Annotated in this window: 17 protein-coding genes; 7 read left to right on the plus strand and 10 right to left on the minus strand. The window is 71.8% G+C overall.

Translation table 11 applies throughout. The annotated features are described in order from the left end of the window. Positions 1–157 precede the first annotated feature (157 nt). Both HNR40_RS35640 and HNR40_RS35645 read right to left on the minus strand, forming a co-directional pair. Positions 158–1,483, minus strand: a complete 1,326-nt coding sequence (locus HNR40_RS35640) for a flavin monoamine oxidase family protein (protein ID WP_184969314.1) — start codon at positions 1,481–1,483, stop codon at positions 158–160. Positions 1,484–1,597: 114 nt separating this feature from the next. Further along, a complete protein-coding gene (locus tag HNR40_RS35645) occupies positions 1,598–2,065 on the minus strand; it encodes a MarR family winged helix-turn-helix transcriptional regulator (RefSeq protein ID WP_184969316.1) in 468 nt (155 codons plus the stop codon). A gap of 88 nt (positions 2,066–2,153) precedes the next feature. On the opposite strand from HNR40_RS35645, the gene HNR40_RS35650 reads away from it, so the two are divergent. Next, a complete protein-coding gene (locus HNR40_RS35650; protein ID WP_184969318.1) occupies positions 2,154–2,330 on the plus strand; it encodes a hypothetical protein in 177 nt (58 codons plus the stop codon). Between the two features lie 42 nt (positions 2,331–2,372). Here the strand turns inward: HNR40_RS35650 and HNR40_RS35655 are convergent, their stop codons facing one another. Together HNR40_RS35655 and HNR40_RS35660 are read right to left on the minus strand one after the other, a co-directional pair. Beyond that, positions 2,373–3,848 (minus strand): trypsin-like serine protease, encoded by a 1,476-nt coding sequence (locus tag HNR40_RS35655; protein WP_221341241.1) that lies wholly within the window; start codon positions 3,846–3,848, stop codon positions 2,373–2,375. A 126-nt stretch (positions 3,849–3,974) separates the two neighbouring features. Further along, positions 3,975–6,764: a helix-turn-helix transcriptional regulator gene (locus HNR40_RS35660; RefSeq protein WP_184969320.1), complete on the minus strand. Its 2,790-nt coding sequence runs from the start codon at positions 6,762–6,764 to the stop codon at positions 3,975–3,977. A gap of 262 nt (positions 6,765–7,026) precedes the next feature. On the opposite strand from HNR40_RS35660, the gene HNR40_RS35665 reads away from it, so the two are divergent. Then, positions 7,027–8,580, plus strand: coding sequence for a S8 family serine peptidase (locus tag HNR40_RS35665; RefSeq protein ID WP_221341242.1), 1,554 nt, complete (start codon positions 7,027–7,029; stop codon positions 8,578–8,580). A gap of 65 nt (positions 8,581–8,645) precedes the next feature. On the opposite strand, the gene HNR40_RS35670 is transcribed toward HNR40_RS35665, so the two are convergent. After that, complete coding sequence (locus HNR40_RS35670) at positions 8,646–9,026, minus strand: ROK family protein (RefSeq protein ID WP_184969609.1); 381 nt, start codon at positions 9,024–9,026, stop codon at positions 8,646–8,648. Between HNR40_RS35670 and HNR40_RS57940 the strand changes: the two genes are divergently transcribed. Beyond that, positions 8,978–9,232 carry an Ig domain-containing protein gene (locus HNR40_RS57940; RefSeq protein ID WP_184969611.1) on the plus strand — a complete coding sequence of 85 codons (255 nt, stop codon included), beginning with the start codon at positions 8,978–8,980 and terminating at the stop codon, positions 9,230–9,232. The two genes, HNR40_RS35670 and HNR40_RS57940, sit on opposite strands and share 49 nt — an antisense overlap. Positions 9,233–9,356: 124 nt before the next feature. Beyond that, positions 9,357–11,552 carry an RICIN domain-containing protein gene (locus HNR40_RS57500; protein WP_221341243.1) on the plus strand — a complete coding sequence of 732 codons (2,196 nt, stop codon included), beginning with the start codon at positions 9,357–9,359 and terminating at the stop codon, positions 11,550–11,552. On the opposite strand, the gene HNR40_RS35685 is transcribed toward HNR40_RS57500, so the two are convergent. Then, positions 11,545–12,765: an aminotransferase class V-fold PLP-dependent enzyme gene (locus HNR40_RS35685; protein WP_184969324.1), complete on the minus strand. Its 1,221-nt coding sequence runs from the start codon at positions 12,763–12,765 to the stop codon at positions 11,545–11,547. The two genes, HNR40_RS57500 and HNR40_RS35685, sit on opposite strands and share 8 nt — an antisense overlap. Here HNR40_RS35685 and HNR40_RS35690 point away from each other — a divergent pair. Further along, the gene (locus HNR40_RS35690) at positions 12,764–14,164 is read left to right on the plus strand and encodes an aminotransferase-like domain-containing protein (RefSeq protein WP_184969326.1); all 1,401 of its coding nucleotides are present in this window, start codon (positions 12,764–12,766) and stop codon (positions 14,162–14,164) included. The two genes, HNR40_RS35685 and HNR40_RS35690, sit on opposite strands and share 2 nt — an antisense overlap. Before the next feature lie 345 nt (positions 14,165–14,509). Here the strand turns inward: HNR40_RS35690 and HNR40_RS35695 are convergent, their stop codons facing one another. From HNR40_RS35695 to HNR40_RS35710, 3 genes are all read right to left on the minus strand, one after another. Further along, entirely contained in the window at positions 14,510–16,168 is a 1,659-nt protein-coding gene (locus tag HNR40_RS35695) for a LacI family DNA-binding transcriptional regulator (RefSeq protein WP_376773553.1), read from the minus strand. Then, positions 16,165–16,695 (minus strand): DUF305 domain-containing protein, encoded by a 531-nt coding sequence (locus HNR40_RS35705; protein WP_184969328.1) that lies wholly within the window; start codon positions 16,693–16,695, stop codon positions 16,165–16,167. The genes HNR40_RS35695 and HNR40_RS35705 overlap by 4 nt, the downstream gene beginning before the upstream one ends. A 695-nt stretch (positions 16,696–17,390) precedes the next feature. Next, positions 17,391–18,716: a DUF1996 domain-containing protein gene (locus HNR40_RS35710; RefSeq protein WP_184969330.1), complete on the minus strand. Its 1,326-nt coding sequence runs from the start codon at positions 18,714–18,716 to the stop codon at positions 17,391–17,393. Positions 18,717–18,923: 207 nt separating this feature from the next. Between HNR40_RS35710 and HNR40_RS35715 the strand changes: the two genes are divergently transcribed. Both HNR40_RS35715 and HNR40_RS35720 read left to right on the plus strand, forming a co-directional pair. Then, positions 18,924–21,869: a discoidin domain-containing protein gene (locus tag HNR40_RS35715; protein ID WP_312896641.1), complete on the plus strand. Its 2,946-nt coding sequence runs from the start codon at positions 18,924–18,926 to the stop codon at positions 21,867–21,869. 15 nt (positions 21,870–21,884) lie between these two features. Continuing rightward, positions 21,885–24,008, plus strand: coding sequence for a discoidin domain-containing protein (locus tag HNR40_RS35720; protein WP_184969332.1), 2,124 nt, complete (start codon positions 21,885–21,887; stop codon positions 24,006–24,008). On the opposite strand, the gene HNR40_RS35725 is transcribed toward HNR40_RS35720, so the two are convergent. After that, on the minus strand, positions 23,999–25,324 hold the full coding sequence (locus HNR40_RS35725) for an ROK family protein (protein WP_184969334.1): 1,326 nt from the start codon (positions 25,322–25,324) through the stop codon (positions 23,999–24,001). The two genes, HNR40_RS35720 and HNR40_RS35725, sit on opposite strands and share 10 nt — an antisense overlap. Positions 25,325–25,393 lie beyond the last annotated feature (69 nt).

A 25,393-nucleotide genomic window follows, 5' to 3' on the forward strand; every position in this document is an offset into this window, starting at 1 on the left:
TTCGCAGCATTTCTACAGGTAGATCGTTGTTTATGTCTTTGACACGATGTGCCGAGCATGGCGGCCTCCGGCTGGAGGTTGTCGGCCAGGCTCAGGTGGGGGCGAGACCCAGGTCGAACGGCGGCCGCGTGAATCGACGCGACCGCCGAACCCTATTTCACAGGACCGCCTCGGCGGCGGCTTCGCCGGAGCGGATCGCGCCGTCGATGTAGCCGTACCAGCGGGTCGCCGTCTCGCTGCCCGCCCAGTGGATGCGGCCCACCGGTTCGCGTACCGCCGGGCCGTACCGGGTCCAGGTGTACGGGGGGAAGAGCGCCGCGTACCCGCCTCGGCTGAACGGGTCGGCGCTCCAGTCGTGCCGGACCGCGGCGAGAGGCCGCGCCGCCTCGGCGCCGAACAGCCGGGTGAGCTGGTTCAGGACCGCCTCCTGCGGCGCGGGCCTGTGCATGACGGCGACCAGGACGCCGCGTCCGCCTGATCGCGGGCTGCTGTCGGCGACGCCGTCGACGGGTCCGCGCAGGCTGAGCGCCTGCCCGCTGAAGCCGGCAGCGCGCCAGAACGGCCCGCCGTACACCAGGACGCATTTGATCGCCCCGCCCATGGGCAGGCGCTGCGTCAGGCGGTCGCGGGCGGCGGGCAGCGGCGGGTCGTAATGGATGCGCCCGGCCAGGGTCGGCGGGATCGCCACCACCACCTGACCTGCCCGCACGCTGCGCCCGGAACCGGTCGTGACGACGACGTGGGAGGCGTCGCGCGTGATCGCGCGCACCGGCGTGGCCAGGCGGACGCGGTCTCCGAGCCGGGCGGCCAGCCGCCGCGCCATCTCGCCCGCGCCGCCGTCGAGCCGGTCCTGCTGCGCGCCGCCCTCGGTGGCCATCACCGCGCGCAGGCCACCGGCCGCCCTGGCGTAGAACAGCGCGTGCAGGAGCGACAGTTCGCCGGGCTCACAGGCCCACAGCAGCCTGCTCGCCGCCGTGAACAGCTCGCGTCCCCCCGTCGTCCAGAGGGTACGGCGCAGCCAGCCGCCCAGCGTCTGGCCGTCGAGCCCGGCGGCGCCGGACCCGGTCCAGGGAGAACTCGGGTCGATCGTCCGGGCGAGCCGTTCGAACCTGGCCATCGCCTGCGCCAGATCCAGCGTCTCGGGCACGCTCAGCCGGGGCACGGTCCCCCGCCAGGGCCGTACGCGCCCGGCGGCCGTCTCCATCAGGTGGTCACCGGCGTTGTAGGTGGCGAAGACCTCGATGCCGAGCTCCGCGGCGAGGGCATAGGCGCGATCCTGGCCGGGGCCGATGAACTGGCCGCCGAGATCGACGCTTTCGCCGCCGGCCTCGACGGTGCGCGTACGCCCGCCGACATGGTCGCGCGCTTCCAGCACGAGGACGTCGGCGCCCCGCCCGAGCAGGACGTTCGCACAGGTCAGCCCGGCCATTCCGGCGCCGACGACGACAACGTCTGCGCGATCGGGGGTGTGGTGGTCGGTCATGGCACTCCTTGGGTGCGTCATGCCATGCCACGGACGCGTCGCGGGAAGCGGACGCGTTCACGGCACGGCGAACACGTCAGCGCACCCACCACCACCATGGCGCCGACCTACTGATCACACCTTACGGCTCCCGGGGTCGCGGTCGGTCGCCGCGATCACCCGCATGAGCGCCCCGTGGAGGTGCTGGAGCTCGGCGAGCTCCATGCCGAGCCGTTCGACGATGGCCGGGGGGATCTTCTCGGCTTCGGCCCTGAGCGCGCGGCCGGCGGGGGTGAGCGTCACCGCCAGGGCGCGTTCGTCCTTGGTGTTGCGTTCGCGGCTGAGGTAGCCGAGGGCCTGGAGCCGCTTGAGCAGGGGCGACAGGGTGCCCGGGTCGAGGCGGAGCAGTTCGCCCAGTTCCTTGACCGACAGCGGCTCGTGCTGCCAGAGCGCCAGCATGACCAGGTATTGCGGATGGGTCAGCCCCATGGGCTGCAGCAGCGGACGGTACAGGCCGATGACGCTGCGCGAGGCGATGCTCAGGGCGAAGCAGACCTGGCGGTCCAGGGCCAGGAGATCTGTTGTGTCTGTCACAGACTCCATGTGTGTACGCCTCCGGGTGACGGCCGCTAGATTAGTTGGTGTACAAATTAATAGCCTACCAACCAATGCCGCACAAAGGGACGCCCGCATGTTTCACCGCAAGCCGCTGGAGGAGCGCATCGCCGAGCGGCAGGCCAAGCTGCCTCCGCTCAAGGAGGGCAAGCACTTCGAGCACGGCCCGGCCAAGTTCGTGTTCATCTCGCTGCTGGTCGCCGTGGTGCTCATGCACGTCGTCGGCCTGGCCATCGTCATGCACTTCGCCTGAGCCCACGCCCCCGGGGGCCGGAGGCGTGGGCGGCGGGGACGGCTACCTTGTCACGGTCAGCGTGAAGGTCGCCGTGCCGGTCTTGCCGTCGGCGGAGCGCGCCCTGACCACGACCGGGTAGGTGCCGGGCGGGGTCGCCTGGCCGAAGCCGGTCAGGAGGGTGATCGAGCTCCGGCCGCCCTGCGGGATGGTCGCAGGCGTCATCAGCGGGTGAACCCCCGCGGGCAGTCCGGACAGCGACAGGGTCAGGTTCCCCGTGCCGCCGGTCGCGGTGGCGGAGGTCGTGGCCATCATGCCGGAGCGGACCGAGGCGGCGGGCGGGTTGAGCGTCACCTTCACCTCGCCCGTCGGCGGATCGCCCTCGACGGTGAGCGTGAGGGTCGCGGTGGCGGTCTTGCCCGCGGCGTTGGTGGCGGTGACCGTGATCGGTGAGGTCCCGGCGGGGGTCGAGGCCGAGGTCTCGACGGTCAGCTTGGCGGTGTCGCCGGTCATGATCGAGGTGGGCTGGAAGACGGCCCTGGCCCCGGCCGGCAGCCCGGCGGCGGTCAGGGTGACGGACTCGGGGGCGCCGGTGGCGGTCGAGACGACGGTGGTCGAGACGTACTTGCCGGGGGTCGTCCTGACCGTCGCCGGATTGAGCGACAGGCCGAACTCGCCCGGCTGCTGGCCGCCGATCTGCTCCTTGACCCAGTCGCCCATGTCGTTGGTGAGGCGGCCGTAGACGCTGTACCACTTGAAGTCGGCGCGGCTCCACGACGCGACGCCGACGATCTTGCCGTCGATGATCAGGGGGCCGCCGCTGTCGCCGGGCAGGATGGTGACCCGGCCGTCGCCGTACCCGGCGCAGATCATGGTGGCCGTCTTGAAGCCGGCGCCCACGCCCTGGCAGAGCCGTTCGCCGTCCACGACGGGCAGCGTGGCCTTGTCGAGGGTGACGTCGCGGGCGGTGTCGTTGAAGTCCTTCTTGCCGTAGCCGAAGCCGAGCCCGTCCCGCCCGGGTACGGCCAGCCGCTCGTCGGCGGAGGTGGCGACCGTGGCGTAGACCCCGCCGGGCACCGGGATGTCGTCGGCGACGGTCACGACGGCCACGTCGTAGCCCTGGTCGAAGTTGACGTACCGGGGATGCTTCTTGTATTCGATCACCCGGGTGCGGAAGCCGCCGCCGGCGTTGAGGTCGTCCAGGCCGTACAGGAAGCTCTTCTCGCCCGCGGCGTCGGCGCAGTGGGCGGCGATGAGGATCTTGCGGGGGGCGATCGCCGAGCCGGTGCACGACTGGCCCTGCGGGCGCGAGCCGCCCTCGCGCAGCCCGGCGATGATGGCGGGGAACTCCTGGACGGTGGCGTTCTGGCCGTTGTAAAAGGCCACCTGCCCGCCGGAGCCGGGGGTGGGGACCGTGTCGGACTCGTAGTTGGCGGCCGGTGGGGTGGCGGGGTCGGCGTGGGCGGCGGGCTGGCCGAGGGGGATCAGCGCCGCCGCGACGGCCAGCGGCAGCAGAGCCCGCAGGTGGGGAAATGTCACGTGTGGTCCTTTCCGCACTCCTGGGGGGAGGAGGTGGGGATACTGCGGACCACGGTCAGCCGGGGCCGGTGCGGCTGACAATCGGGGACGGGGTGGGTAGGGGTACCGACCTTTGCCCGCGGCTACCTACTTCAGCAACTCGGTCCTGGAGTGTTTGCCGAGCTTCTGCAGGATGCGGGCGACATGCGTCTCCACCGTGCGCGGCGACAGGAACAGCATGCCGGCGATCTCCCGGTTGGTGCGGCCGGTGGCCAGCAGCCGCGCGACGTCCTGCTCGCGGGGCGAGAGCGTGTCGCCGTAGCCCCGCCGCCCGCGGCGCACGGAGACTCCAAGGGTGCGCAGGTGGTGGCGGCACCGCTCGGCGTCGTAGGTGGCGCCCAGGGCGGCGAAGGTGTCGCCGAGCTCGGCCAGTTCCTCCACGGCGCCGCCGGACAGCATGAGCCGTTCCGCGGCCAGCGCGGCGTAGTAGGGCGCGGGCAGCTCCTCATACAGCCGCCTGGCCTCCTCGAAGTGCGCCGCGGCCGGTTCGCCGTCGGCCTGGGCGAGTTGCCCTCCGGCCATCCGCACGGCCGCGGCGGCCAGCGGCGCGTGCCGCCCGGCGAGCCCGCGTTCGAGCTCCGCGAGGAGCCTGCGCGCCTCCTCGGCCCGCCCGCTCTCCAGCAGGGCCTCGACCGCCACCGGGACCAGCTCGCCCGTCCACGCCCACACGCCCTTGGTCCGCGCGACGTGCAGCCCGCGCTCGACGTCGGTGACGGCCAGTTCCCGCTCGCCTCTGGCCAGGCGCGCCCTGGCGCGCGCCGCGAACGCGCTGAGCGCGACGGGGATGATCGACTCCTGGGGTACGGCGATGCCGGTGCCGGCCAGCCAGCTCTCCGCCTCCTCCCACTCTCCCCGGGCGGTGGCCAGCCAGCCCAGCACCAGCGACAGCTCGCTGGCGACCGGCAGCAAATCGCGGTATTCCTCCAGCAGCCGCAGCGTGCGCTCGTCCAGGCCGTCCCAGTGGCCGAGCACCCAGTCCAGCCGGGCCTGCGTGGCCTGCCCGGTGCTGGTCACGAACGTCGCGCCGACCTGCGCGGCCAGGTGCAGCCCGTCGCGCAGCAGGTGCCCGGCCTGCTCGTAGCGGCCGGTGCAGACGCAGGAGTCGGCGAGGTTGCAGCGCAGCCGGGCCAGGTGCCGCTGGGCGCCGGGCCCGGAGGCCTGGTCCGGCACCCGCAGCGGGCCCGGGTCGCCGACGGTCACCAGCGACGGCAGGTAGTTGGCCAGGAGCGACATGCGCAGCTCACCCTCCGGGACGCTCTTCAGCGCCACCTTCAGCCGCTGCGTCCAGGGGTGCAGCCGCGCCAGCGGCGTGGTGCCGAGGTAGGGCAGGGCGAGCGAGGCGATCGCCCTGGCGACCAGGTCGGGCCGGTCCTCCAGCTCGTCCACCGCCTTGGCGATCGCCGCCCGGCCCTCGTCCAGCCCTTCGGCCTGGCGGATCAGCATCCAGCCGAGGAACAGCCGCACCTCGCCTCTGGCCGCGGCCGACAGGCGCGGGTCGTCCAGCAGCCGTTTGAGCGTGGTGGACGGGTCGCGCTGGTCCAGGCCGGTGTGCGCGATCTCGCCGAGCTTGATGGCCAGCCTGTCGACGTCTCCGGCGGGCAGTCCGGGGTCGTTGAGCAGGCGCTGGAGCAGGTGGGTCGCGGTGGCGGTGTCCCCGACCTGCACGGCGGCGTCGGCCGCGGCTTCGCCGTAGCGCAGCGCGTCCTCGGTCAGGCCGGCCTGACGGCTGTGGTCGGCCAGGCGGACCAGCGGCGGCGGGTCGAGGCGGCGCAGCACCTCGATCACCCGGACGTGCAGGCGGCGGCGTTCGTAGCCGGCCATGGTCGCGTAGACAGCCTGCCGGGCCAGGGCGTGGCGGTAGCCGTACACGCACTCGTCGAGCTCGTGCAGGACTCCCCGGTCGAGTGCGGCGCCGAGCGCGGTCCGGCAGCGCTCGTCGCCAAGGCCGGACACCTCGCGCAGGTGCTCCAGCGTCGCGGGGGTGCCCAGGACCGCCACGGCCTGCGCCAGCGCGATCGCGTCGCCGGACAGGCTCGCCAGCCGCTCGGCCATGGCCTCGCGCAGCAGCACGGGGACCTCGGCGTTCTCCAGGAGGCGGCGGGCGGCCGCGCCGTCCAGGGGCACACCGCCCGCCGATGAGCGGACCGCCCTCAGGGTCTCCTCGATGACGAACGGCAGGCCGGCCGTGCGCTCGTAGAGCCGGGTGGCGAAGTCCAGGGGGACGGAGCCGCCGAGGATGCAGGTGGCCAGGGTGCGGACGTGGTCCAGGGTCAGGGGGCGCAGCCGTACCACGATGCTGCCTGCGCGGGGCGGCGGGCGGTAGGCGCGGCCGAGCGGCACGCCGCCCGCGACCTCCTCGCGCCGGTAGCTCAGCACGACGGCCAGGTTGGCCGGCGGGTTCGACAGCAGGAACGACAGCAGGTTGCGGGTGCCTTCGTCGCTCCAGTGCAGGTCCTCGATGAGCAGCAGGGCCGGTCCCGCGGCGGCGAGCACCTCGCGGACCGCGCGGAACAGCCGGTGGCGCTCGGCCTGGGGGTCGCCGGTGGGGGCGGGCGACTGCGGCAGGTGCTCCGACAGCTCGGGCAGCAGGTCGCGCAGCATGCCGGTGACGGGGCTGAGCCGGGCGCGCTGGAAGGGGTGGGTGTAGCCGCGCAGGCCGTCCACGGCCTCCAGCACGGGACCGAACGGGAACGGCTCGCGCAGCGGCTGGCAGTAGCCCGTCAGGATCCGTAAGCCGGCGAGGTCCGGCTGGGCGATCAGCTCCCCGGCCAGGCGGCTCTTGCCGACGCCCGCCTCGCCCTCGATCATCGCCACCGCGGGCCGGGCCGACAGGACCGCGAGCAGGTCGCCCAGCTCCTGCTCCCGCCCGACGAGCACGGGCGACCTCGTCCGTATCCGTGTTACCGCCGACTGTCCTAAGGCTGCGGTCATGTCGTGTCCCGTTCACGTGCTCGGTTGGACAACGCCGGATAACAGGCCGTGAAATGCCGAGTTTAGGGGTTGGTGGCCCTACGGGGAACCGTGCGTCGCGTACCCCTACCCACCCTCCTACGGATGACCGGCGTCCGGGGGCCGCCTCACCATGGCGGCCAAGTTCCCGAGCCGGGCGCTGCCCGGCCGCAGGAAACGGAGACCCCCCGTGACAGACCGCACCTCCTCGCGCCGCCGCGCGGTGGCCTTACTCCTGGCGGTGGCGACGGCCGCGCTGGGACTGGACGTCACCCCAGCGCAGGCCCTCCAGAACCCGATCCGCAACGCCGACGCCCCCGGCTCGATCCCCGGCAGCTACATCGTCGTCTTCCGCGACGCCACCGCCGTCGCCAGGACGACCAGGGACCGGGCGGACGCCCTGGCCGGCAAGTACGGCGGCCGGATCAGCCACGTCTACACGGCAGGACTGCGCGGCTTCGCCGCCCGGATGGACGAGCGGGCCGCCGCGCGCCTGGCCGCCGAACCCGGCGTCGCCTACGTCGAGCAGGACGGCATGGCCCGCGTCGCCGACCGCCAGCCCAACCCCACGTGGGGCCTGGACCGCATCGACCAGCGCGCCCTCCCCCTGGACCGCGGCTACACCTACCCCGGCAAGGCCGAGAACGTCACCGCGTACGTCCTGGACACCGGCATCTTCAAGGGACACACCGACTTCGGCGGGCGGGCCGCCGACGGCTACGACTTCATCGACGACGACGCCGTCGCCCAGGACTGCCACGGGCACGGCACCCACGTCTCCGGCACCGTCGGAAGCGCCACGTACGGCGTGGCCAAGGGCGTCGCGCTGGTGGGCGTGCGCGTGCTGGACTGCTCCGGCAACGGCCCCTGGTCCGGCGTCATCGCCGGCCTGGACTGGGTGATCGCCAACGCCCGCAAGCCTGCCGTGGCCAACCTCAGCCTGGCCGGCTCCAAGGACACCTCGGTGAACGAGGCGGTACGCCGCCTGGTCGCGGCCGGCATCCCCGCCACCATCGCGGCCGGCAACAACAACGGCAACGCCTGCGACACCAGCCCGGCCTCGGAGCCCACGGCGATCACCGCGGGGGCGACCAACAGCTCCGACAACAAGTACTCGTTGTCCAACCACGGTTCCTGCCTGGACCTGTTCGCGCCCGGCGAGGGCGTCACCTCCACCTCCAGCTCCGGCGGCTCCACGACCATGAGCGGCACCTCGATGGCCGCGCCGCACATCGCCGGGGCCGCCGCCCTGTACCTGTCGGCGTACCCGTCGGCCAGTCCCGACCAGGTGGTCAGGGCGCTCGTGGACAACGCGACGCCGGACGTGGTGCGCGGTCCCGGCGCGGGCTCCCCCAACAAGCTGCTCTACACCGGCTTCCTCGGCGGCCCGCCGACCTGCGCCGGTGGCGGCAACAGCGCGGACGTGGCCGTTCCCGACGCGGGGGCCGCCGTGAGCAGCCCGGTGACGGTCACCGGCTGCGACGGCGCGGGGACGAGCGCGACCTCGGTGCGGGTGGACATCGTGCACACCTATTCGGCCGACCTCGTCATCGACCTGGTCGGGCCCAGCGGGGCGGTCTACAACCTCAAGAGGCCGGGGGGCGTCGGCTCGGCCGGGGGCGTGCACGAGACGTTCGCGGTCAACACCTCCGCCGAGACCAAGAACGGCACCTGGAACCTGCGGGTCCGTGACGTCTACACCTACGACGCCGGCGCCATCGACGCCTGGACCCTCACCTTCTGACCCAGCCGCCGCCGATCGACCACGCCCGTGGCGTCTCGGCGGCGGTCTTCAGGCCCATCGCGACCTCAAGCCCGGACGCCGAAGAGTTCGTCCTCCACGTGGTCAAGGGCCAGCCGTACGGCGCCCAGGGCGACCGACTCGGCGCCCAGCGTCGAGGCCTCCACCCGGAGGGGGAACAGGCAGATCTCGGCCAGTTCCGCCCGCAGCGGCGCCGCCAGCAACTCCCCCGCGCCCGACATGCCGCCACCCACCACCACCAGCTCGGGATCGACGGTGAGCACCGCGGCGCCGATGCCCTTGGCCAGGTCCCGGGCGAAGGCGCGGACGATCGTCGCCGCCTCCCGGTCACCCTGGCGGACGGCCTCGAAGACCCGCTCGGCGGCGCTCCTGGCCGAGCCTGACCACCGCCGGCCTGCCCGCCGCCACCCGTCACCAGCTCTATGCAGCCAGACTCACCACCAACACCCCGGCCACGATCAGGTACGAGCTCAGCGGCGGCGCCCTGCCCCAGGGGCTCTCCCTCAACCAGGACACGGGCGGCATCATCGGCACTCCCCGGCACGCCGGGAAGGCCACCTTCACCATCACCGCCCACAGCACCGCCGGGCTTCCCGAAGCGAAGGCCACCTACGAACTGACGGTCCGCCGCTAGAGCGTCCTCGCGGGCGGCCCGGAAAGTGCAACAGCGCGGGGCGCAAAGTCCATGGAGTCCCGGGTGCGGATGGGGCACGGTGACTGATCAAGAGCTTGTTCGGGCCCTCGCGAGGAGGACATCCGTGTTACCGTCCCGGACTTGGCGCCTCGGCGCCGTCGCGCTCCTGCTGGCCGTGGCATCGGTGGTCGGAGGTGCCACACCGGCATCGGCGGCCACCTACTCGATCTCGGTGGGAAGCACCGGCGCCTGGTCGCATCCGACCGACACACCGGCCACGCCGTACATCGACAAGAACGGCACGTTCTACTTCCAGCAGTCCGCCGCGCTGTACGGCGCGACGCAGCCGAGATACTGGGACTTCTACACCGGCGCCAACTTCGACAACGCCGGCCGGTCCGCGGCCATCAGCAACGCGGTCAACCCGAACAACTCCGCCGATCGCAACAACGACACGACGTGGCGCTGCAACAACAGCCCCACCGGCGTCGAGTCCACCTCCGCGCCGTCCGGTTCGGGATACTCGCAGAAGAACTTCTGCGGGCTGATCGGCCTGTGGGTCGATCCGGACACCGGCCACTGGCACGGCCTGGTGCACAACGAGTTCACCCCGCAGCCGTTCGGCGACGGCCTGCACTACGACGCGATCGACTACGCCGTGTCGGCCAACCAGGGTAGGACGTGGTCGATCACCGGCCACGCGATCACCTCGCCGTTCAGCACCAGGCGCGGTGACACCACCGCCTTCCCCCAGCAGACCTACCACTACGGCGACGGCGACCAGCGGCTCTACGCCGACACCGCCTCGGGGTACTTCTACGTCTATTACGGCTCGCGCCTGGTGAACAAAGGCGGCGGTTGGGTCGCGTTCTACTCGCACGTGGCGCGGGCGCCGATGTCGGCGAAGATGGCTCCCGGCTCGTGGCAGAAGTGGTTCAACGGCTCCTGGTCGCAGGCCGGCGTCGGTGGCCGGGAGAGCAACCTGGTGCCCGTCACCGCCGCCAACCCGAACGGGTACACCCCGGCGGACAAGGAGTACAACCCGAACAACACCGGGACCGTCAGCCAGCAGATCGCCGCCGGGAAGACCCCGCCGACCTCGCCGCTGTTCGTCATGAACATCACGTACAACGCCTACCTGGGCCTGTACATGGGCACCCCGCAGGCGGTCGACCAGTCCGGCGACGCGGCGCAGGAAATCTACGTCACCGACGACCTGTCCACCGCGAAGTGGCAGCTGGCCGGGAACACCGGCGGCTATCGCACCGCCTCCTGGTACCGCTGGTTCCTCGACGGCGCGAACAGGACCAGCTCCACGATCGTGGGTAAGTCCTTCCGTAACTACTGCTCGATCGCCTGCTCGGGCGGCCGCTCCGGCGAGTACGTCAACGTCACCATGACGTCTTCCGCGCCGGTGACGTCACCGGTCGACCCGTCCAGGACGTACACCGTCTCCAGCGGCGCGGGACGCGTGCTCGCGCAGGCCGCGAGCGGCACGGGCACCGCGGCCGTCGCCCCGACCGGCTCGGCCCGCGAAGGCTGGCGCTTCACCGGCAACGGCGACGGCTCCTACCGCGTCACCAACGCCGCCACCGGGCAGGCGCTCGGCGTCGACTTCAACGCCACGTCAACCCGCGCGTGGGGCACCAAGCCCACCGCCACCGCGCTCGGCGCCGGCCCCACGGTCGGGCAGCAGTGGTTCATCGTGCGCAACAGCTCGCCGGCGAACTCGTTCCGCCTGGTCAACCGGCACAGCAACCTGGTGCTCGGCCTGTCGGCCGACACCGGCCGCTCGGCCGAGACCACGCCGACCCGCCACTGGACGAACACGACCGGCAACCCGGTCGGCGGCACCCGCACCGCCGCCGAGCAGACCCTCACCTTCACCGACACGGGCGCGCCGCCGGGCAACCTCAACGGCACCCGCACGCTGGTCGCCTCGGGCAAGGCGCTGGACAACCCGGACCACTCCACCGGCACCGGCACCCAGATGGCCACCTGGACACCGAACGGCGGAGCCAACCAGAACTGGGTCTTCACCCAGCAGCCCGACGGCTCCTACCAGATCGTCAACGGCCACTCCCAGCTGTGCCTGGACGTCAGCGGCGGCTCGGCCACCGCGGGCGCCAAGGTGATCCAGTGGACCTGCACGGGCGCCGGCAACCAGCGCTGGGTCGCCACCCCGGCCTCCGGCGGCGGCCACACGATCGCCGCACGGCACAGCGGGCTGCTGCTCACCACGGCGTCGACCGCCGACGGCGCGCTGGTCACGCAGCAAACCGACAGCGGCTCGGCCCTGCAGCGCTGGACCGTCAACTGAGGTCGGCGACGGCCGCGACGACCTGGTCCACCTCTTGCTCGGTGTTGTAGTAGTGCGGTGACAGGCGCAGGCACCAGTCGACGTCCTTGTCGCCGAAGTCGAACTGCGCGAAGTGGCGGAAGCTGAGCGCCGAGTTGATACGGCGTGCGTCCAAGGCCGCCTTGAACGGCTCCGGCCGCCACCCGTCGACGGCGAAGGTGACCAGGGCGCCCAGTTCCCGGCCATGGTCCAGCACCCGGACTCCGGGCAGCTCGGCGAGCCTGCCGCGCAGGTCTGCGGCCAGGGCGGGGGTACGGCGGGCGATGGCCTCCAGGCCGACCTCGCGGGCATAACGTGCGGCGGCGGCGCAGCCGAGGACGATGGAGTAGGGGAACTCCCAGTCCTCGAACCTGGCCGCCGTCTCGACGGGCTGGTAGCGGCCCGGCTCGACCCAGCGCGCGCCGTACATGTCGATGAAAAGCGGCTCGTAGCCCGCGCGCAGCACCCGGTCGGAGACGTACAGGAAGCCGGAGCCGCGCGGACCGCGCAGGAACTTGCGGCAGGTGGCGGTGAGCAGGTCGCAGCCGATCTCCGCGACGTCGATCGTGTACTGGCCGACGGACTGGCAGGCGTCGACCAGGTACAGGAGGTCCAGTTCGCGGCAGTGCCGGCCGATCTCGGCGACCGGCTGGACCAGGCCGGAGTTGGTGGGGATGTGGGTGGCGGCCACGAGCCGCGGGCGGCGGCCGCGCATCAGTTCGGCCATCGCGCCCACGTCCACGCCGCCTTCGGGCAGGTCGGGCGCGTGCACGACCTGAACCCCGAACCTCTTGCGCAACGACAGGAAGGCGATCTGGTTGGAGATGAAGTCGTTGCGGGTGGTGAGGATGACGTCACCGGCCTCGAACGGGATCGCCGACAGCGCGGTGGAGAACGCGTGGGTGGCGCTACCGGCGAACGCGATGTTCTCGGGAGCGCAGTTGATCAATGCGGCGGTCTCGGCGTAGAAGTCGCGGACCTGGCCGGCGCGGGCGGCGGAGGCCTCGTAGCCGCCGATGTTCGCCTCCAGGTGCAGGTGGTCGACCATCGCGGCCAGCACCGGCGTGGCCAGCAGGCCGCAACCGGCGTTGTTGAAGTGCACGACGCCGGCGGCGCCGGGGGTGTCCGCGCGCAGGGCCGCGACGTCCAGAAGCGATTCTGCCGGAGTTATGGAAGCGCTACTATTGGCTCTCATGTCAGACAGTAGCAGTTCGGCGGAGCTGGCGACCAGCATGCGCGCGATGATCGAACGGCTGTCGCCTGGCGACCGCCTGCCCAGCAGCCGGGAGCTGATCCAGCGCTACCGGGTCGGCCCGGCCACCGTGTCGCAGGCGATCGCCACGCTGGCCGCCGAGGGCGTGGTGATCACCCGTCCGGGCAGCGGCACGTACGTCGCGGCCCGCCACCAGCGGCGCACCGCCGTGGCCGACACCGCCTGGCAGACCGTCACCCTCGCCGACCGGAGCGTGGACACCCGCGTCCTCACCGACACCCTCGGCGCGCCACCCGAGGGGACGATCATGCTGGACGGCGGCTACCTGCACCGATCGCTGCAGCCCGGCAAGATCCTGACCGCGGCGCTGGCCCGCGCGGCACGCCGCCCCGACGCCTGGGACCGCGCTCCCGCCGGCGGTCTGGCGGCGCTGCGCAGCGTGTTCGCCGCCATGGCCCGTGACGGCGTCAGCGCGGACGACATCCTGATCACCGCCGGCGGGCAGAGCGCCCTGTCCATGGCGTTCCGCGCCATCGCCGCGCCGGGTGACCCCGTCCTGATGGAATCACCGACCTATCCGGGCGCGATCGCCGCCGCCAGGGCGGCCGGCCTGCGCCCGGTGCCGGTGCCGATGGACGCCGACGGCCTGCAACCCGAACTCCTGGCCGACGCCTTCGCCATGACCCGCGCACGCCTGCTGTACTGCCAGCCGACCTACCACAACCCCACCGGCACCGTCCTGGCCCCGCAACGCCGCCGGCAGATCATCGACGCTGCCAGAGCCGCGGGCGCGTTCGTGATCGAGGACGACTTCGCTCGTCACCTCGGCCACGGCCCGCCGGTGCCGCCGCCCCTGCTGACCGACGACCGCGACGGCACCGTGGTCTACCTGACCTCGCTCACCAAGCCCGCGGCGCCCAGCCTGCGCATCGGCGCCCTGACCGCCCGAGGTCCGGTGATGGAACGGCTGCGCGCCATCCGGCTGGTCGACGACTTCTTCGTCACCCGGCCGCTGCAGGAGACAGCGCTCGAACTGCTGAGCTCTCCGGGGTGGGAGCGGCATCTGCGTTCGCTGGCCGGGGCGTTGCGGGAGCGGTGCGCTGTATTGGCTGGCGCCGTCGCGCGCGATCTTCCCGGCTGGACCCTCACGCGTGTCGCCGCGGGCGGGCTCCATCTGTGGGTCCGGCTGCCGTACGGCGCCGACGACACCGTGATCGCCGCCACGGCCCGTCAGCACGGGGTCGCCGTCAGCGCCGGGAGCCGCTACTTCGCCACCGAACTCCCGGCCGCCTACCTCCGCCTCGGCTTCGCCGCCACCGGCGACCTGAGCGAACTCACCGAAGCCACCCGCCGGCTCGCGACCGTCCACGCCCTCAGCTGACGCTTCTGCCGCTGGTGACGCCTGTGCGATTTCGCGACATCGGAGCGGTATGCGGCAAGTTCTGCTCTGGAGGCGGGGATCATGCGCGCCCTCCGCGTCGCCTGGGTGGTCTTGATGATCACCCTTCCGGGGGCAGGGGCCCCGGAAATTTCGATGTTGGCGTGGATCATCGTCATGAGCGTGATCTTTGGGATCCCCGCCGTTCGGCGACGCCTCCTCAAGAAGCCCGCCGGCCACGTTCTCCATCGGAACGCTGAGGGTCGCGATCAAGACAGCTGACAGCACGATGGCTCATGAGCTCGGCGCAGGTGGCCGTGTGGGCGCCAGGTGGAGGGCTGGTGCGGCTCAGGCTGATCGGCGGACGACAAGGGTTGGGGCGAAGATGACCGAGGTCGGCGGCTGGTCCGGCTGCTCGATCCGGTTCAGGAGCAGGCGGACGGCCTCGGCGGCCATGTCCTCCACGGGGTGGCGGACGGTGGTGAGCGGAGGGCGGCAGGCGGTGGCCGCGCTGCTGTCGTCGAAGCCGATGACCGCCACGTCGTCCGGCACCCGGCGGCCGTGGTGGCGCAGGACGTACAGGGCGCCCTGGGCCATCAGGTCGTTGGCCACGAAGACGCCGTCCAGGCCGGGGTGCTCGGCCAGGAGCCGTTCCATGGCGGCCTCGCCGCTGTCGTAGGTGAAGCCGCCTTCGGCGCTCGGGATGTACGGCCGGCCGTACGCGGCCATGGCGTCGCGGAATCCGGCCAGGCGCTCCTGGCTGGCGTGCACGCCGAGCGGGCCGGAGATCGTCGCGATGTTTTGCCTGCCGAGCGCGACGAGACGGCTGGCCGCCAGCTTGGCGCCGGCTCGGTGGTCGACGTCGATGTAGCTGATGGGCAGCGCCTGGGCGGGCCTGGCGAACAGGACGGCCGGGACCCGCGCCTCCACCAGGAGAGCCGGCAGCGGATCGGCGGCGTGGGTGGAGACGAGCACGGCGCCGTCGGCGTTGCCCTGGCGCAGGTACGTGACGATCTGCGCGCGGGTCGCGTCGGTCTCGGCGAACATCAGCGTCGGATGCGCGCCACGCCTGCCCAGGAACCCGACAACACCCGCCACCACGCGCCCGAAGAAGGGGTCGGAAAAGAACGACCCACCACCGCCAGCACCCCTACTGACACCCCCGCCAACGCCCTCGCCAATACGCCCATCGGCGCCTACACCCGGCAGCCTGCCGCCGACCTCGTCAAGGTCTCCACCTTCGCCCAGGTATCCGCCGCCACCTACCTCGGAGCCGCCACCTACCTCGAAAAAGTCTCCACGTTCACCCGGGTCTCGGCGTTCACCCAGGCCGCCGCCCCCACGCCTGCCCAGGCTTCCGCCGTCGCTCTGTTCCCCGCGGCCACGCCTGCCAAGGCCTCCGCCCTCGCTCCGGTCCTCGCGGCCACGCCTGCCAAGGCCTCCGCCCTCGCTCCGGTCCTCGCGGCCACGCCTGCCAAGGCCTCCGCCGTCGCTCTGATCCCCGCGGCCACACGTGCCAAGACCTTCGCCTTCACCCTCGTCGTCCTCACCGAAGCCCCCACCGAGGTCCTCGCCGCTGTCCTCGCCGCTGTCCTCGCTGACGTCCTCACCTGCGCCGGAGACGATCAGGGCGATCAATCCGGTCCGCCGTGTGACGAGGGATCGTGCCGCCGAGTTGGGGACGTAGCCGATGTCGGCGATGGCTTTCCTGACCGTCTGCTGGATCACCGGGTCCACGTTGCGGATGCCGTTGATCACCCGGGAGACGGTGGCGCGGGAGACACCCGCCGTACGAGCCACGTCCTCCAGGGTCGGGGAAGCTCCTTCGAGGGCCATATCGCCTTTATAGCAGGATTGGAGAGCGCTCTCCAGAGATCCCCACCGACAAAGGGCGGTCGGTGCATGAACGGCCGGCGAGGACCGCCAAAGGCGCCCGGTTCCGTGTGCCGTGTCCCACCGCCCAGCGTTGGAAAGCGCTGGGCGGAAGGCCGAGCGGTTGGATGTCATCCACGCGGCTTGCCGCCGAGCACAAGTAGGTCCGCTGCCCGGCCGCGCTCGGTGCTGGCGGCCAGGTCCTTGGTCGCGGGGTCGGCGCCCGAGAGGCGGGCCGAGCGGGCAAGGTGCGCCGTCTGCGCGACGTGCTCACGCAGACGGGCGTTGAGGATCCGGTCGAACGCTGGGCCGGAAGCGCTCTCCAGCGCCGCCAACTGGACGGCGGTCGTCATTCCCGGCATGTCATGACCTGCATGGACGTTCGCCGCAGGCAGCCCGGTGCGATGCAGCACTGCCCGCAGGCGCTCCAGCTCTGCCTGGTGGGCGACCAGCATCCGGCCGGCCAGCCGCCGCACCGCGGGATCGTGCCCGCGCTCCCCGCCGAGCCGAAGCAAGGGCAGCGCCCGCTCGTCCATCGCGATCATGAGCTGCAACCAGGCGATGTCGGTGGCGTTGAACCCGGCGGCCGCACGCGGGCCTGTCAGCTGTCCCCCCGTCTGACCGACGGGCCGGTTCCCGGGTTGGTCGACGGGCTGGGTCACGGATGGGCCGACGGGCCGGTTCCCGGGTGGACCGAGCGGCTGGCCATCCGCCTGCCCGACGGGCCGCTTCCCGGGCGGCCCAGCAGGCTGGGTCGCGGGCCGGCCGACAGGCTGGGTCGCGGGCGGGCCCGGCGACCGGCTCGCGGGTTCGGGCTGGCCGGACACCTCGCCCTGGCGCACGGGTCCAGGCAGGCCCGACAGCTGGTCCTTGTCCGCGGGTCCCGGTTGGCCAGGCAACTGGTGCCCGGGGTGGCTGAACGGCCGGGTCGTGGGGGTCGGTTGGCCGGATGGCTGGGTTGTGGGGGTCGGTTGGGTGGGCGACAGGGTTGTGGGGGTTGTTTGGCTGGGCGACAGGGTTGTGGGGGTTGTTTGGCTGGGTGGCTGGGTTGTGGGGGTTGTTTGGCTGGGTGGCTGGGTTGTGGGGGTTGTTTGGCTGGGTGGCTGGGTCGTGGAGGCGGGTTCGGTGGGTGGCTGGGTTGTGGGGGCGGGTTGGGTGGGTGGCTGGGCTTGGGGTGGGGTGAGCTTGTTGTTCGCGGCTTGGGTGGCGTGGTCTTGGTGGTGGGCTGGGGTGGTGGGGTGGGCTTGGCATTGGGCGATCAGGGCCGCGGAGCAAAGCAGGAGTGACCAGGCCAGGGCTGTGCGGGCCTTTGCTGGGAGGCTCCGCCCCCGGGGAGGCGGAGCCGGTCGGGTGGGGGTCAAGGCAGCTCGTAGTTCTCGGTGAGCGCGGCGCCGCGGTGCGGCTTGTACTGGTCGTAGCCCCGGTCGTTGCACTGCAGCCCGCCGTTGATGCAGTGGGTGACGAGGGCGTCGAGGATGGCGTCGTTGTCCCAGGCGTTGAAGAAGTCGTAGTGCCACGTGTACCCACGCCCACTCGACAGGCGGGCCTGCGACAGGTCTCCGTCAGCCGGGAAGGCGATCTTGAACTCCAGCATCGGCACCGCCACCGGGTGGCTGGCCGGGCAGTATCCGGCGGCGGGGTAGGACATGTGGCTCTTGTGGTCGGGGCTGTCCAGGTTGACGCCGTTCCAGCAGCTGGGCGCCTGGTAGCGCACGTTCACCTGGGTCCCGGCGGGGCAGGAGGCGGGAAGGTCCCAGTTGCGGGTGGAGTCGCCGCATTCGAAGCCCTCGACCGTACCGGGAGAGTCGCGGAACTGCTGCAGCGTCGCGGTCGGGCTGCCGACGACGAAGCGGAGTCCCTGCGGGAAGGGCTGGACGCGCCAGTACTCCAGGATGCCGGACTTGTAGTAGATGACCTGGTGGCCGGTCGTCGGGATGAGCTGGTCACCCTTGTAGAAGCTGGGGAACCAGTACGCCGAGCGGTCGTGCGGGTTGGTGCAGGAGGTGCCGCCGGCCAGCAGGGAGGCGGGGGTGCTGTACGCGTTCGTCGTCCGGTTCCCGACAAAGGTGTGCATGTGGGACGCGCCCGGCAGCCCGGGGTAGACGATCGGGTCGTCAGGCCGGTTGGCGGTCAGGGAGCAGTTGGCCTGGAACTCCCGGTGGGTCACCGGGTCGGTGAAGGTGGGCCGGGGCCGGGGTGTGCCTCCGGCGCCGCCGGTGCCGTAGACCTTGAACTCCCACAGCGAGTAGCCGTAGCCGGTGCCCCGGGCGGTGCCGTGCATGCGGACGTACCGGCCAGTGCCGGAGACATCGAGTGTCTGGGTGCCGCCGGTTCCGGTGGTGGTGGAGTAGAGGTCGGTCCAGGTGCCGCCGTCGATGGAGGCCTGGATCTTGAACGCGCGGGCGTACGCCCCTTCCCAGGCCAGCTCGACCTGGGCGATGGCGGCCGGGCCGCCCAGGTCGACCTGCACCCATTGCGGGTCGGCGGCCTGGCTGGACCAGCGGGTGCCGGCGTCACCGTCGAAGGCGGCGCCGGCGCCGTAGCCGCCACCCTCGATGGAGGAGGCGGTGGCGGGACGGCCGATCGACAGCAGTGTGTTGGCCGCGCTCGCGGGCACGACGATCGCCAGCGCGGCGAGGAGGGCGACGGCCAGCAAAGCGGCCGCGCCCAGGGACTGTTTCATGATCTCTCCTTGTGGGGGTGTCGGCAAGGAGAGCGCTCTCCCACAGAGTTGACGAGGAGGGGCTGACTTGTCAAGAAATGTTGCAGGCTGATGAGCAGCCATTTTCGGGCTGTCAAAGATGGGTCTTGACGGCGTCCCGTTCGGATTGCACGCTGGAGACGCGATGGAGAGCGCTCTCCCACCTCACTCCCCTGTCAAGGAGAGATCGTGTTATTTCCCATCGCGGCCTTGCTTCTCCCCCTGCTGGTCGCCCTCGGGCCGGCGGAGGCGGCCGAGGGCTGCTCCACCGCCAACGCCGCCCAGGGCAGGCCGGCCACCGCCTCGTCCGCCGAGGGCGCGGGCACCCCCGCCACCGCCGCGTTCGACGGCGACGCCACCACGACCCGCTGGTCCAGCGTCTTCGCCGACCCGCAGTGGCTGCAGGTGGATCTCGGCTCCGCCCAGCGTCTGTGCCAGGTCGAGCTGGTCTGGGAGACCGCGTACGGCAAGGCGTTCAAGATCCAGGCCTCCACCGACGGCGGCACCTGGACCGACCTCTACTCCACCACCACCGGAACCGGCGGCACCCAGACACTCGACGTCTCCGGCACTGGCCGGTACGTCCGCATGCACGGCACCGCCCGGGGCACCGGCTACGGCTACTCCCTCTGGGAGATGCGCGTACGCACCGGCGAGGCGGAAGACACCTGGACCCCGATCTGGAAGGACGACTTCACCGGCCCGGCGGGCACCTCACCCTCGTCCGCCGACTGGATCCTGCGCACCGGCACCCAGTACCCGGGCGGCCCGGCGAACTGGGGCACCGGCGAGGTCGAGACCATGAGCGCGTCGACGGCCAACGTCTCCCTAGACGGCACCGGTCACCTGAACATCAAGGCGATCAAGGACGGCGCCGGCAACTGGACATCAGGCCGCGTCGAAACCCAGCGCACGGACTTCCAACCGAGACCGGGCGAGATGCTGCGCTTCACCGCCCGCCTGAAGCAGCCCGACATCCCCGTCGCCGCAGGCTACTGGCCGGGTTTCCGCGCCACCGGCGCCGCCTTCCGCGGCAACCACACCAACTGGCCGTCGATCGGCGAGACCGACGTCATGACCGACGTCAACGGCCGCGACCAACTGGGCAACACCCTGCACTGCGGCACCGCCCCGGACGGCGTCTGCGCCGAGTACAACGGCCGCACCAGCGGCTTCGCCACCTGCGGCGGATGCAGGACGGGCTACCACGAATACGCCCAGGTCATCGACAGGACCAAGACCGACGAGGAGATCCGCTTCTACCTCGACGGCAGGCAGACGTGGGTGGTGCGCGAGAGCCAGGTCGGCGTGGCCGCCTGGAAGGCAGCGGTCCACCACGGCTTCTACCTGCGCCTAGACCTGGCCATCGGAGGCTCGCTCCCGGACGCCATCGCCGGATACAAAACGCCGCTGGCCACCACAACGTCCGGCGGCGTGCTCAGCGTCGACCAGGTCACGGTCGAACGCCGGACGGCCGCCGTGCCCGCGCCCATGACCGACCCGCCGGTCCCCGCCGGTCCGAGCGTCGTGCGGGTGAGCGGTTTCCCGGGCGCCTGGGAGCTCCAGGTGAACGGCCGGCCGTACCTGATCAAGGGGTTGACCTACGGCCCGCCGCAGGGCGCGGCCGACGGGTACATGCGGGACCTGGCGGCGATGGGCGTCAACACGATCCGCACGTGGGGGGTGGACGACGCGACCCCGGTCCTGCTCGACACCGCTGCCCGGCACGGCATCAAGGTGATCGTCGGCCACTGGCTCAACCAGGGTGCCGACTACGTCAACGACAGCGCGTACAAGAGCGCGGCGAAGAGCGAGATCGTCGCCAGGGTCAACGCGCTGAAGGGCCGGCAGGGCGTGCTGATGTGGGACGTCGGCAACGAGGTCATCCTCACCATGCAGGACCACGGCCTGCCCGCTGACGTCGTGGAGCAGCGGCGGGTGGCCTACGCCCGGTTCGTCAACGGGATCGCCGAGGCCGTGCACGCCGCCGACCCCAACCACCCGGTGACCTCCACCGACGCCTACACCCACGCCTGGTCCTACTACAAGGCGCACAGTCCGGCGCTGGACCTGCTGGCCGTCAACTCCTACGGAGCCATCGCCACCATCAGGGGCGACTGGATCGCCGGCGGGTACGGCAAGCCGTACATCGTGACGGAGGCCGGCCCGGACGGCGAGTGGGAGGTTCCCAACGACGTCAACGGAGTGCCCGCCGAACCCACCGACCTGGCCAAACGTGACATGTACACGGCCAGCTGGAACGCCGTCCAGGGCCACACGGGCGTGGCGCTCGGCGCGACCATGTTCCACTACGGGCTGGAGAACGATTTCGGCGGCGTCTGGCTGAACACCTTCACCGGCGGCTGGCGACGGCACGGCTACCACGCGCTCAAGCGCGCCTACACCGGTCAGCCCTCCGGCAACACCCCGCCGGAGATCACCTCGATGACCGTGGGCGGGCAGGCGGCGGTCCAGGCCGGCCGTACGTTCACGGTGGAGACGGCGGCGAGCGACCCCGATGGGGACACGATCCGCTACAACGTGATGGTCGGCGACAAGCACGTCACCGGCAACCGCGGCCTGCGCCACGCGGTGTTCACCCAGACCGGCCCCGGCAGGTTCACGGTGACGGCGCCGCAGCAGCTCGGCGTCTGGAAGGTGTACGTCTACGCCTTCGACGGCCAGGGCAACGCCGGCATCGAGCAGCGCTCGCTCCGGGTGGTGCCGCCGGTCGTCGACGGGACCAACGTGGCGCGCGGCAAGCCGGCCACGGCCTCCAGCTTCCAGCCGACCGGCGACGGCGGCCCGTTCACTCCCGACCGCGCGGCCGACGGCAGCTTCACCACCCGGTGGGCCAGCGAATGGTCCGACGCCCAGTGGATCCAGGTCGACCTCGGGCAGGTCACCGCGCTCAAGCACGTCCAGCTCGGCTGGGAGGCCGCCCACGGCAAGGCCTACCAGGTCCAGGTCTCGGCCGACGGCGCCGGCTGGTCGACCGTCTTCGGCACCACGGCCGGTGACGGCGGCTTCGACGAGATCCCCATCAGCACCTCCGCCCGCTATGTCCGGCTGAACCTCAGCCAGCGCGGCACGCCCTACGGCTACTCCCTGTGGGAGTTCGGCGTCTACAGCTGACGAAAGCGAACAGACATGAGACATCTCTCCACCGCGCTCGCGGTCCTGGCCGCGCTGCTGGTCGCTCCGGCCGTCCCCGCGCACGCCGCGGCGTGCCAGAGCGCCAACGCCGCGCTGAACCGGCCCGCCACCGCCTCGACGACGGAGAACGGCGGCACGCCCGCCGGCAACGCCTTCGATGGCAATGCCGGAACCCGCTGGTCCAGCGCCTTCGCCGATCCGCAGTGGCTGCGGGTCGACCTCGACGCGCCCCAGGCCATCTGCAAGGTCGACCTCACCTGGGAGGCCGCCTACGGCAGGGACTTCACGATCCAGGCCTCGCCCGACGGCGACACCTGGAGCGTGCTGAAGTCCGTCACCGGCGCCACCGGTGGCACGGCCTCCTACGAGGTGAGCGGTTCCGGCCGCTACCTGCGCGTCCACGGTACGGCGCGCGGGACGGTCTGGGGCTACTCCCTGTGGGAGGTGGCGGTGCACACCGAGGGCGGCGATCTGCCCGGCGGCGGCGACCTCGGGCCGAACGTGAAGGTGTTCGACCCGTCCATGCCGGCCTCGGCGGTCCAGGCCGAGATCGACCAGATTTTCCGGCAGCAGGAGGCGGCCCAGTTCGGCACCGGCCGCTACGCGCTGATGTTCAAGCCGGGCAGCTACCCGGTCAACGTCAACACCGGCTTCTACACCTCGGTGCACGGCCTCGGGCGTAACCCGGACGACGTCACCGTCAAGGGGGTGAGCGTCGACGCGGGCTGGTTCGGCGGCAACGCGACGCAGAACTTCTGGCGCTCCACCGAGAACCTGGCCGTGGACCCCTATGACGGCACCAACCGGTGGGCGGTCGCCCAGGCGGCGCCGTTCCGCCGCATGCACATCCGCGGCGGCCTCAACCTGGCCCCGACCGGGTACGGCTGGGCCTCCGGCGGCTACATCGCCGACAGCAAGATCGACGGCACGGTCGGCCCCTACTCCCAGCAGCAGTGGTACACCCGCGACAGCACGGTCGGCGGCTGGACCAACGGCGTCTGGAACATGACGTTCTCCGGCGTCGAGGGCGCCCCGGCCAACAGCTTCCCCGAGCCGCGCTACACCACGCTGGCCACCACCCCGATCAGCCGCGAGAAGCCCTACCTCTATCTCGACGGCACCGGTTACCGCGTGTTCGTACCGGCCAAGCGGACGAACGCCCGCGGCACCACCTGGGCCAACGGCCCGACCCCCGGCACCTCACTCCCCCTGACCGGCTTCTACGTCGCCAAGCCCGGCGTCACCGCCGCCACCCTCAACCAGGCGCTCGCCCAGGGCCTGAACCTGCTGTTCACGCCTGGCGTCTACCACCTCGACCGGACGATCGACGTCAACCGGCCCGACACCGTCGTCATGGGCCTCGGACTGGCGACGCTGGTGCCGACCGGTGGCGTCACCGCGATGCGGGTCGCCGACGTGGACGGCGTACGGCTGGCCGGAATCCTCATCGACGCCGGCCCGGTCAGCTCACCGGTGCTCCTGGAGATCGGCCGGCCGGGCACCCACACCGACCACGCCGCCAACCCCATCTCCCTGCAGGACGTGTTCGTGCGCGTCGGCGGCCAGTTCGCCGGCAAGGCGGGCACCGGCATGGCCGTCCACGCCGACGACACGCTCATCGACCACACCTGGATTTGGCGGGCCGACCACGGCGAGGGCGTCGGCTGGGACGTCAACCCGGCCGACGTCGGCCTGCGCGTGAACGGTGACGACGTCCTGGCCACCGGCCTGTTCGTCGAGCACTTCAAGAAGTACAACGTGGAGTGGTACGGCGAGCGCGGCCGGACGATCTTCTTCCAGAACGAGCTGCCCTACGACCCGCCCAGCCAGGCCGCGTGGATGAACGGCACGGTCAAGGGTTACGCGGCCTACAAGGTGGCCGATTCGGTGAACGTCCACGAGGGATGGGGCATGGGCAGCTACTGCGTCTTCACCACCGACGCGAGCATCCAGGTGGATCGCGGCTTCGAGACCCCGGTGAAGCCCGGGGTGCGCTTCCACAGCCTCCTGGTCGTCTCGCTCGGCGGCAAGGGCCGCTACAACCACGTCGTCAACGACACCGGCGGCCCGGCGCACGGCCCCGAGACGATCCCGGCCACCGTCACGACCTACCCCTGACTCGCCGGGGCGCGAAGCAGGAGCGAGGCCCGCCAGCCCGCCTGTCCGGGGGTGAGGCCGGCCTCGCCGGCCGGCTCGCTGCGCCGCCCGCCGCTGGCGAAGAACCGGGCCAGCGGCAGCGTCGCGGCGCCGACCGTGACGGCGTCGGGGCCGAGCCGCCCCACGTCGATGGTGACGCGCTCGGCCGGATAGCGAAGGGAGTAGGCGTCGGCGTGCCGCCGTACCTCCTCCAGGATGTACGGCGCGAGCTGCAGCCCGGCCCAGCCGCCGAGCAGGATCCGCTCCGGGTTGTAGAGGTTGATCAGGTTGGACAGGCCGGCGCCCAGGTATTCGGCCGTCTCGGCGAGCACGGCGACCGCCGCCGGGTCGGGCGCCGTGCCGGGGTCACGGGGATGGGCGGCGGCGATCAGGGCGGCGATCGCGCTCTCCTCGTCGGTGTCGGGCGAGATCGCCGCCCCCTGCTCGCGCCAGCGCTCGACCAGGGCCTCGGCCCCGGCGTACGCCTCCAGGCAGCCGCGCGAGCCGCACCGGCAGCGGCGGCCGCCGACCCGGACCGTCATGTGCCCCCACTCGGAGGCGCTGCTGCGGGTGCCCTCCAGGATCGTGCCGCCGGTGACGACGCAGGCGCCGACGCCGGAGCCGAACAGGACGATGGCCGCGTCGGCGGTCCCCCGGCCGCCGCCGAACCACATCTCGGCCCGGCCGAGGGTCTGGGCGCCGTTCTCGATGAAGAAGGGGGTCTCCTCGGGCAGGCCGGCCGTACCGCGCAACCTGGCCTCCAGCGGGACCGCGTCCCAGCCGATGGTCTGCCCGTGCACCAGCGCGCCGTCCGGGGAGCGCCGCTCCACGATGCCCGGCACGCCGACGCCCACGCCGAGCAGCAGCTCCAGCGGGATGCTCGCCTGCCCGAGCACGTCGGCGACGCCCTCGCTGATGTGCCGCACGACGGTGTCGACGTCGTGGCCGTCGCGTTCCAGCGGATGCTCGCAACGCGCCAGCTCGGTCAGGTCGAGGTCGAACAGCTCCACCCGGACGCGGGTCTCGCCCACGTCGACGCCGACCAGGTAGGCGCAGCCGGCGCGGACGCGCAGGAGGTTGCGGGGGCGGCCGCCGTCCGAGCCGACCGTGCCGGCCTCCTCGATCAGCCCTTCGGCGACCAGCTCGGCGGTGATCGTGCTGATGGAGCCCGAACTCAGCCCGGTCGCCGTCCCCAGCGCCTGCCTGCTCATGGGGCCGTCGAAATACAACCGTTGCAGTACGGCGCTGCGGCTGTTTCGCCGCAGGTCTCGGATGGTCTGCCGGTTCGATGCGGGCATGCGGATCCTTTCCAGCGCCCAACCTATCTTGACGCGCACTTCTCTTATGTATTAACTCAAGCTCTAAAT

It is taken from the genome of Nonomuraea endophytica, from assembly GCF_014203235.1.
Classification (GTDB): Bacteria; Actinomycetota; Actinomycetes; order Streptosporangiales; family Streptosporangiaceae; genus Nonomuraea; species Nonomuraea endophytica.

What these genes read in the sequence shown, in the direction of transcription:
- HNR40_RS35710 (WP_184969330.1), bottom strand. Translation starts at nt 18,716, where the DNA reads ATGAAACAGTCCCTGGGCGCGGCCGCTTTGCTGGCCGTCGCCCTCCTC.
- HNR40_RS35690 (WP_184969326.1), top strand. Translation starts at nt 12,764, where the DNA reads ATGTCAGACAGTAGCAGTTCGGCGGAGCTGGCGACCAGCATGCGCGCG.
- HNR40_RS35725 (WP_184969334.1), bottom strand. Translation starts at nt 25,324, where the DNA reads ATGCCCGCATCGAACCGGCAGACCATCCGAGACCTGCGGCGAAACAGC.
- HNR40_RS35645 (WP_184969316.1), bottom strand. Translation starts at nt 2,065, where the DNA reads ATGGAGTCTGTGACAGACACAACAGATCTCCTGGCCCTGGACCGCCAG.
- HNR40_RS35640 (WP_184969314.1), bottom strand. Translation starts at nt 1,483, where the DNA reads ATGACCGACCACCACACCCCCGATCGCGCAGACGTTGTCGTCGTCGGC.
- HNR40_RS35685 (WP_184969324.1), bottom strand. Translation starts at nt 12,765, where the DNA reads ATGAGAGCCAATAGTAGCGCTTCCATAACTCCGGCAGAATCGCTTCTG.
- HNR40_RS35650 (WP_184969318.1), top strand. Translation starts at nt 2,154, where the DNA reads ATGTTTCACCGCAAGCCGCTGGAGGAGCGCATCGCCGAGCGGCAGGCC.
- HNR40_RS35695 (WP_376773553.1), bottom strand. Translation starts at nt 16,168, where the DNA reads ATGACATCCAACCGCTCGGCCTTCCGCCCAGCGCTTTCCAACGCTGGG.
- HNR40_RS35720 (WP_184969332.1), top strand. Translation starts at nt 21,885, where the DNA reads ATGAGACATCTCTCCACCGCGCTCGCGGTCCTGGCCGCGCTGCTGGTC.